Below are 8,298 nucleotides of genomic sequence, written 5' to 3'. Positions count from 1 at the left end.
GAGAGATCCAGGCTCTGGATGGGGATACCGTAGTGAAAGTGTTCAGCATCAGCCAGACAGACAAGAATGATATCATGACTGAGGTGTTTAAATCGAAGGCAATAGCCTTGGGTTCTCCCACTGTCGGCAAGTCGATACTCTCCTCAGTCGGTGGTTGGCTTCACTTCCTCTCTGAGTTGCAGTTCAAGAAAAAAAGCGCTGCGGTGTTTGGTTGTTATGGCTGGAGCGGAGAAGGGGTAGGTATCCTGCGTGAGGAACTTTCAAAGGCAGGCTTCTCTGTTGTGGAACCTGAAATGAAGGTCAATTGGAATCCGACTGAAGAACACCTTTCAGGGATGAGGGATATCGCTGAAGCTCTCTGCAGGTAAAGCCAGTTTTTTGCTCGATTGCCCAAACAGGACAACAGTGGTAGAGTCAAGGCATGGATGCAACAGCAATCAAGGCCCTCCATTATGAAACACTCGTTAGAGCCTGCGGTGGAGCAGGATCAAAAGCAGGGGAAGCCTTTTCATTGGCTTCCTCCCGCATTGATGTGACCGATCCACTTCCTTTGCATATCAAAGAGTATGCCTCCTTTCTGGCAACGGAAGAGAGCAAAATCAGTGAAGCCTACTATCATTGTCGACCATTCTTTGAGGAGATGGGTGATCACGTATCGGTTATTGATGAACAAAGTCCTTTCTGGCCTTCCCAGGTAAATACCTTTGCCTATGCTCCGCGTTTTCTCTATGTGCAGGGAAATATATCCCTGTTGAAGGCTCCTTCGGTCTCTGTCATCGGGACCCGGTCGCCCTCTCTTGAAGGGAAAAAATTGGCCTTACAGACATCTCATGCGCTTGCTAAAGCCGGGTATGTGGTTGCAAGTGGACTTGCCCTTGGTATCGATGGGGTGGCCCACAAGGGAGCGTTAACCTCTGGTGCTCCTACCATGGCGGTCATCGGGACCCCGCTCTGTCAGTGTTATCCAAAAGAGCACACAGAACTACAAGCTGAAATAGCCAAGAGTGGCGTGGTGGTCAGTCGATTTGCTCCTTCTACCACCACCCAGAAATGGCATTTCCTGCTTCGCAACCGCCTGATGAGTGCCTTGAGTCTTGCTTCTGTGGTTGTAGAGGACCGTGATGGGGGAGGTGCTGTACGGCAGGCTTCCTTTGCCTTGGAACAGAAAAAGTATCTCTTCATCTACCAAAGCAGCATAGAGAACCGGAGTATCCTTTGGCCCAGGAAGTTTGCAGGCCAAAGCAGGGTCTTTGTGATCAGGAAGAGTGAAGACCTTCCCCGTATTCTGAAGAAGGCGATGGAGACAAAAAGAACTGTTGGAAGACCCAAGGATACTGCAATACAGCTCGATCTATTTGCTTTAGAGGAGTAAGAGTCCTTTCACAGCACCAGTATCTTGTTATATTTCCATAATGCACTATAATTAGTGCGTTATGGAAATAAAAGAGCGTGCTTCCTATCTGGAATTCAAGGAACTCTTTTCACCGATGGGTTGTTTTACCCTTCAGCAAGTAGCGTCAGGTGCACGGTTATCGGTGAGCCGGAATACTATTGGACGCTGGGTGAAGGAGCATAAACTTATTCGTTTGAAACAAAATGTATATACATTTCCAGAATATCTTCGCTCTGGCGATGCTCAATTGTATTTTGCAAACAAGATGTATCAACCTTCATACATCAGCATACATAGTGCGCTTGCCTTTTGGGGTATGATTCCAGAGGCTGTGGTACAGGTCACGAGTGTTTCTAGTAGAAAAACAGCGTATTTTACCAATGAATTTGGCCAGTTTACCTATCACACGATTCGTAGTTCTTCATTTTTTGGCTATACCATAGAATCTTCAGCGTTTCACCCGTCTTGGGGAGTGCATATAGCATATCCGGAAAAAGCAATTTTGGATCTTCTGTATCTTTATCCACAGTACCATACAATAGAAGATATGTTGGGACTAAGGTTGGATCTTGACATCCTAAAGATTGATCGTCTCACCAACTATACCGAACAGTACGGCGTTGAGTCACTCAAACGGAGGGTGGAGAAATTACGGGAGGCGTATAGATTATGATCGATAAGAGTGTATTGCTACAGTACTTTCCTGCATATTTACGAGACTTGAATGAACTGCAACCGTATCTGCTTAAAGAATATATTCAATGCCAGATATTGGAATTTTTGTCACAAACAAAGTATATCGAGCATATGGTGTTAATAGGGGGCACCAATCTTCGCCTTATTAAACATATAGATCGTTTTAGTGAAGATCTTGATTTTGACTGCACAGATATGACACAGACTGAATTCATGCATATGACTGATAGCATTCTGGTATATTTGCGGCGTCTAGGGTATCAGGTAATACCGAAAGAGAAAGAGCACGAAGGGCTGCAGGCTTTTAGAAGGAGTTTCTATTTCCCTGAACTACTCTACACACTTCAATTTAGCGGTTATAGGAATGCAAGATTTCTCATAAAAATTGAAGCTCAGGATCAAGGCTACACCTATCCGGTTACGAGCGCTTTTATCCAAAGCTGTGGTTTTTTCTTTCCTGTTCCTGTTCCACCAGATGCAACCCTGTGTTCAATGAAACTCTCAGCTCTTCTGCAAAGAGCAAAAGGTAGAGATTTTTATGATGCACAATTTCTACTTTCCCAAACAGCGCCTGACTATGCATATCTCACTTCAAAACATAATATTGAGAATCTTGCCATGTTGAAAGAAGCTCTCAAAGAACGAATTTCGCGTGTTGATCTAAAAGTGAAACAACGTGATTTTGAACACCTCCTCTTTCAGAAAGAGAAAAGCAATATGATTCTCAATTTTCCTGCTTTCATTGAACACTACACGCATAGTGGGGGCTGAACATCCTTGACATGAAAACGTCGGGGAGTCTACTATCAACTATTATGAAAAACCAGCTCACCGCCAACGAATTACGGCAAAAATACATTGATTTCTTCGTATCCAAGGGCCATGCCCAGATCAGTGGGGCTTCCTTGATTCCCGAGAACGATCCAACGGTCCTGTTTACCACCGCCGGTATGCACCCCTTGGTACCCTATATCATGGGAAGCGAACACCCCGCAGGCACCCGCCTTACCGATTACCAGAAGTGTATCCGAACCGGCGATATTGAAGCGGTAGGGGACCCCCACCATCTCACTTTCTTTGAGATGCTGGGTAACTGGTCCCTTGGGGATTACTTCAAGAAGGAGGCGATAGCCTTCAGTTATGAGTTCCTTACAGAGGTCCTCGGCATTGATCCTTCACTCTTGTCTGTGACTGTCTTTGCAGGGGATGATGAGGTCCCCCGTGATGAGGATGCTGCATCTGCATGGGAAGGGTATGGAATTCCACGAGAACGTATTTATTATCTTGGAAGAGAGGACAACTGGTGGGGGCCAGCAGGAGAAACCGGTCCATGTGGTCCCGACAGCGAGATGTTCATCGATACAGGAAGACCTGCGTGTGGCCCTGATTGCCGCCCCGGGTGTTCCTGTGGGAAATATTTCGAGATCTGGAATGATGTCTTCATGGGATACAAGAAGAATAGTGATGGTACCTATAGTGAGATGGAAAGAAAGTGCGTCGATACCGGTATGGGAATCGAACGTACCATTGCTATCCTCCAGGGCAAGAAATCTGTCTATGAGACAGAGGTATTCGCCCCAATCATTGCAGGAATCGAGAAACTTTCTGGAAAACAGTATGGTGTTGATGAAGAGACCGACACCTCAGTACGTATTGTAGCGGACCATATTCGTACCAGTGTGTTCATCCTTGGAGACCAGAGAGGGGTAACACCATCCAACGTGGGTCAGGGTTACATCTTGCGTCGTCTGATCAGGAGGGCAGTGAGGCATGCTCATAAGTTGGGAATTGAAGGATCCTTCCTGGGAGAGCTTGCACTCATTGTGCTTGGACTCTATAGGAAACCCTATCCTGAGATTCTGGAGAACAAGGATTTCATCCTGAAAGAGCTGGCTCAGGAAGAAGCAAAATTCTCCGAGACCCTGGCAAAGGGTGAGCGGGAATTTGAAAAAATGCTTCCCAACCTGCTTAAGGGCAAGAACCGGGAGATCAGTGGAAGAACCGCCTTCAAACTCTATGATACCTACGGGTATCCGATCGAGCTTACCAAGGAACTGGCTGCAGAACATGGTTTTACCGTTGATGAGGCAGGTTTCAATGCTGCATTCGAGAAGCACCAGGAGATCAGTCGAAGTGGTGCAGACAAGCAGTTCAAGGGTGGTCTTGCCGACCATAGCGAGAAGACCACAGCACTGCATACAGCAACCCACCTGTTGCATACGGCATTGAGAACGGTGCTTGGTGAGCACGTTGGCCAGAAGGGCTCTAACATTACAGCAGAGCGACTCCGCTTTGACTTCACGCATCCTTCTGCCATGAGCAAGGAAGAGATCCAACAGGTCGAGGACATGGTCAACGAGCAGATAAAGCGCAATCTACCGGTAACCTGTGAGACCATGACCGTTGAGGAAGCAAAAGCACAAGGCGCCATCGCATTCTTTGACAGCAAGTATGGGGAGCAGGTGAAAGTCTACTCAATCGGGGATTTTTCCAAGGAAGTCTGTGGAGGCCCACACGTGGAGAGGACCGGGGATATGGGGCACTTCAAGATTCTCAAGGAGCAATCTTCCTCGGCAGGGGTGAGGAGAATCAAGGCGGTTCTTCAGTGATACCTATTTCCCCAAAAAGCTACATCCATATAAGAGAAGCCCTGCTGGTTTGCAGGGCTTCTTACCGTTTTCAGGGTTTTACTCGTCATCCTCATCATCAATCATCAGCTCGTAGTCGAGACCTTTGTTGATAGGCACCGCCAGCTGTCCGCATGCCCCATTTATCTCTCTGCCCCGTGATCGTCGTCTGGTATAATTGACACGGTATCGGTCAAGTTCACGGCAGAAGGTATCGATCTCATCTTCGCTTGGGGTCTCGTACGGGAGTTCCTCAGCGGGGTTCCAGGGGATGAGATTCACCACGACATTCATGCCTGCTACATAGGTAGCCAGTTTCTTGGCACTGAACTCATCAGTATTTACCCCACGCAACATGCAGTATTCGATGGTGAATCGTTTTCCCCCAACATGCTGGTACACCATCAATGCTTTCTTCAGAGCCATGATATCCCACTTCTCATTCACCGGCATGATCTTCGAACGGAGCCGGTTGTCGGCACTTACCAGGGAGACTGCGAGCCTTACGGGGAGTCCCAGCTCTGCCAGTCTCAAGATACCAGGGACCACTCCACAGGTGGAGATGGTCATCCTCCTCAGGCTGATGTTGAAGCTCTCTTTTTCGTGTAGGTAGTGAATCGATTGGATCACTGGATTGATATTAGCCAAGGGCTCTCCCATTCCCATATACACGATATGGGTGATGGGCTGGTCACTTACCGCTAGGAGGTGAATGTATTGTTCGATGATCTCGTCGGCAGTAAGGTTCCTCAGCAAGCCCATGGTGCCTGTCTTGCAGAACGTGCATCCCATTGCACACCCAACCTGGCTGGAAAGACATGCTGTATGCCGGCCATGCTTGTCTATAAGCAGTACACACTCGACGACTCTTCCATCGTGGAGACGGATACCCATCTTTGTGGCTCCACTCCCATCCGTCTCGCTGGTTTCCACTGCCGAAGAGACAGCACTCCCCATCACTTCCTTGAGACGTAATCGCTCAGCCTTGGGAAGGTTGGTCATCTCGTCGAAGGAAGTGACACCCTTGACGAGCCACTGATAGATCTGTTTTCCATAGAAGGCCCTGGGAAGGGAAAGTACTTCTGCAATAGCCCCTGCATCCAGCCCATAGAGCGAGCGTGGCATAGTATTTGTTTGTTCCATTGTCCCAGTATACCTATTTCAGCATGGAAATGATAGCGATGGCTACTCCTGTTATGCCTTCACCACCGAGCAAACCACTGGCGACCAGACCAGTCTCGTCTTGCAGTTTTGCTACCTCTGTGTGCTTCTTGAGAGCCAGTTTCAAGCCACCGGTGATGAGTGCTCCCAGTCCCATTACCGAACTGATGTAAATTGGCAGGTAGACACCAAGCCCGAGGGTTGCACTGGGAATATTCGCAAGGTAGAGTACCAGGCCGATACCAAGGCCGATAAGGAATGCAGGGATATGTCCAAGCCCTCCCACCATGGCTGAGACTGCCGCTGCCTGGGGAGCGGGCAACTCAGCGGTTCCAAATCCACCGAATGAAGCTTTCATGATCAAGAGCACGAATACGGAGAGTACTGCACCGATGACGCCACCGATACCCTCACCAAGGATTTGTTGCTTTGGATCGGTTTTCAGAAGATAGCCGCTCTTTAGGTCATTCATGACATCACCGGTCAACCCGCAGGCAACAGCTACTACCGCGGCAATGCTGAAGGAAGCAATGAGGGAGGGATTTGAAATCAGCTGGATGACAAGCAAGACCAGGATGCCGAATATTTCCATTGGGTTGATGCCCGTCTGGCCTGTCAACATACCCGAGAGGTAGGTTGCAAGATAAATGCCTGCCATCAGGACAATTGCCTCGATAAGACCGAGTTCTGTTCCAAGTGAGAGTAAAACTACAGAGAAAAGCAGTACCAATGCTACAACCAGTGTGGTTTTATTGAAAGTCGCCTTGGGTTTTTCCTCAAGTTTCTTCTGGGCAAGCAGTTTTGATCCTACTGCCTTGAAGAAGACTCCAAGCCCTGTTCCGATCATCAATCCAATTCCCAGGTTGGAGCGGAATACATCAGCCTCTGCCATGGAAGCGAACAGCCCATGCTGGATACCCAGCGGGGTGAGGATGTAGTATCCAAAGATAGCTCCACCAAACCAGAGCAGGGCAAACAAGGGGCCGATGATCGCCCCAATTCCCATCGCCATGGGACTGACCCAGATGGAGAAGGCTGGGATGAGCGCGCTTCCCTTGAATAGGGTCAGCAAGGCAGGGATTTTTCCAAACCCATCCCTCAAGACGGTAAAGATTACCGAGCCCCCCATGGAGGCAAAGAGCGTTTTCGCCCCTGCCCCGCCTTTGCTTCCGGCCTGCAAGGTATTATAGCTTGCTATACCCATTGGATAGGGAAGAGCCTCATCAATGATAAGCTTCTTTCGATACAGTGCAGAGAACAAGGTTCCCAGAATAGCACCAACCACAGTCAGGATGATAAGGCTGACGGTAGAAAAATTTGCGTTTGGGTCGATCATCCAGAGCCCTGGGAGGGTAAAGGCCAATCCCCCTGCAACCATAGCCCCTGAACTCATGATGGTATGGGTTACATTGATTTCCTGGAGTGTGGAACCTTTTGCCCGTTTCAAGGCTGCCATGCTGACCACCGTCACAAAGATGGTAGGCCAGGGGAGTGCTCCCATTCTGAGCGCTACATACATGGAACTGGCGGTAATCACCAGCAATCCGACAAGAGCAATAAGGGCACCACGAAGGGTAAGATGTCTATTCATTTTTTACACTTCCTCTCTGAATGTATGGTAAACAGAATCGGAAAAAAACACCAGTAGTTTAATCCCCTAAGATTTAGCTGAGATACCCCTATATGCTTACCTGTTCAAGAAATTTTGCTTATGGTATAGTTTACATAACAAAATTATTGGTAGGAGTTCATCCTACAGAAGGAGATTGCCTATGAAGAAAGTATTACTTGCTGTACTTTTACTGGCTATGGTACTGCTTCCTGCTACTGCAGCAGAGGGAGTTTCGAAGACCGACCTTGCGGTGGGACTGAACCTCGGCACCAACACCGGTGTTGGTGTACAGTACCGGATGAATGATCTTGATGTTATTGGAAATATTGGTTTTGATTTTTTCAATGGCGTAACATTCGTATTCGATGCTGCTGCAAATTACAAGGTAGCCGAATTCAATATTGAGAAGGCTCAATTTGATGTCACCGTTGGTGGTGGTGCTGCAATCAGTATTCCATTTGATGAAAGCAAAATGGGTTTGGCCGCGATTGTTCCTGTAGGCCTTGTCTACAGCATGAATAACCAGGACTTCCCACTTGATTTCTATCTGCGCATTGCTCCAGGCATTGCAATTCTGCCTGATGTCGATGCATACTTCGGTGGATATGTTGGAGCTCTCTGGAGATTCTAAATGCAAACAGCCAGTAGCATCGAATTGGTGTCACCCCCTTACGGGTGGCACTTTTTCATGATTTTCTAAATTCTGTGAGCGGGCCCTGGAATCGTGGTTGGATACGTGTCTTTACCAAAATTCCCACACCTTGGTAATCTATGGACTCAACCTGCCCATGTCGGTGGATGTGTGCAAC

Annotated in this window: 8 protein-coding genes; 6 read left to right on the top strand and 2 right to left on the bottom strand. The window is 48.1% G+C overall.

Features of this window, described 5'->3' with window-relative positions:
* The 5 genes from AB7S66_RS09905 to AB7S66_RS09885 all read left to right on the top strand — a co-directional run.
* Nucleotides 1-368 (top strand): flavodoxin domain-containing protein (locus AB7S66_RS09905; RefSeq protein ID WP_428519560.1); only part of this gene is annotated, 368 nt, incomplete at its 5' end.
* Nucleotides 369-421: 53 nt separating this feature from the next.
* Entirely contained in the window at nt 422-1,372 is a 951-nt protein-coding gene (locus tag AB7S66_RS09900; protein ID WP_428519558.1) for a DNA-processing protein DprA, read from the top strand.
* Nucleotides 1,373-1,433: 61 nt separating this feature from the next.
* On the top strand, nt 1,434-2,066 hold the full coding sequence (locus AB7S66_RS09895) for a type IV toxin-antitoxin system AbiEi family antitoxin domain-containing protein (protein WP_428519556.1): 633 nt from the start codon (nt 1,434-1,436) through the stop codon (nt 2,064-2,066).
* Nucleotides 2,063-2,860, top strand: a complete 798-nt coding sequence (locus AB7S66_RS09890; RefSeq protein WP_428519554.1) for a nucleotidyl transferase AbiEii/AbiGii toxin family protein — start codon at nt 2,063-2,065, stop codon at nt 2,858-2,860. Before AB7S66_RS09895 ends, AB7S66_RS09890 begins: the two co-directional genes overlap by 4 nt.
* Before the next feature lie 44 nt (nt 2,861-2,904).
* Nucleotides 2,905-4,698: an alanine--tRNA ligase gene (locus tag AB7S66_RS09885; protein ID WP_428519552.1), complete on the top strand. Its 1,794-nt coding sequence runs from the start codon at nt 2,905-2,907 to the stop codon at nt 4,696-4,698.
* Nucleotides 4,699-4,776: 78 nt separating this feature from the next.
* On the opposite strand, the gene rlmN is transcribed toward AB7S66_RS09885, so the two are convergent.
* Both rlmN and AB7S66_RS09875 read right to left on the bottom strand, forming a co-directional pair.
* Nucleotides 4,777-5,859: a 23S rRNA (adenine(2503)-C(2))-methyltransferase RlmN gene (rlmN, locus tag AB7S66_RS09880; protein ID WP_428519550.1), complete on the bottom strand. Its 1,083-nt coding sequence runs from the start codon at nt 5,857-5,859 to the stop codon at nt 4,777-4,779.
* Nucleotides 5,860-5,872: 13 nt separating this feature from the next.
* Nucleotides 5,873-7,468 (bottom strand): OPT/YSL family transporter, encoded by a 1,596-nt coding sequence (locus AB7S66_RS09875; protein WP_428519548.1) that lies wholly within the window; start codon nt 7,466-7,468, stop codon nt 5,873-5,875.
* Between the two features lie 181 nt (nt 7,469-7,649).
* On the opposite strand from AB7S66_RS09875, the gene AB7S66_RS09870 reads away from it, so the two are divergent.
* Entirely contained in the window at nt 7,650-8,120 is a 471-nt protein-coding gene (locus AB7S66_RS09870; protein ID WP_428519546.1) for a hypothetical protein, read from the top strand.
* The last annotated feature ends 178 nt before the right edge of the window (nt 8,121-8,298 follow it).

Origin of the sequence: Sphaerochaeta sp. (genome assembly GCF_050178175.1) — a bacterium.
Lineage (GTDB): Bacteria > Spirochaetota > Spirochaetia > Sphaerochaetales > Sphaerochaetaceae > Sphaerochaeta.
This window is presented reverse-complemented; position numbering and strand designations above follow the sequence as displayed.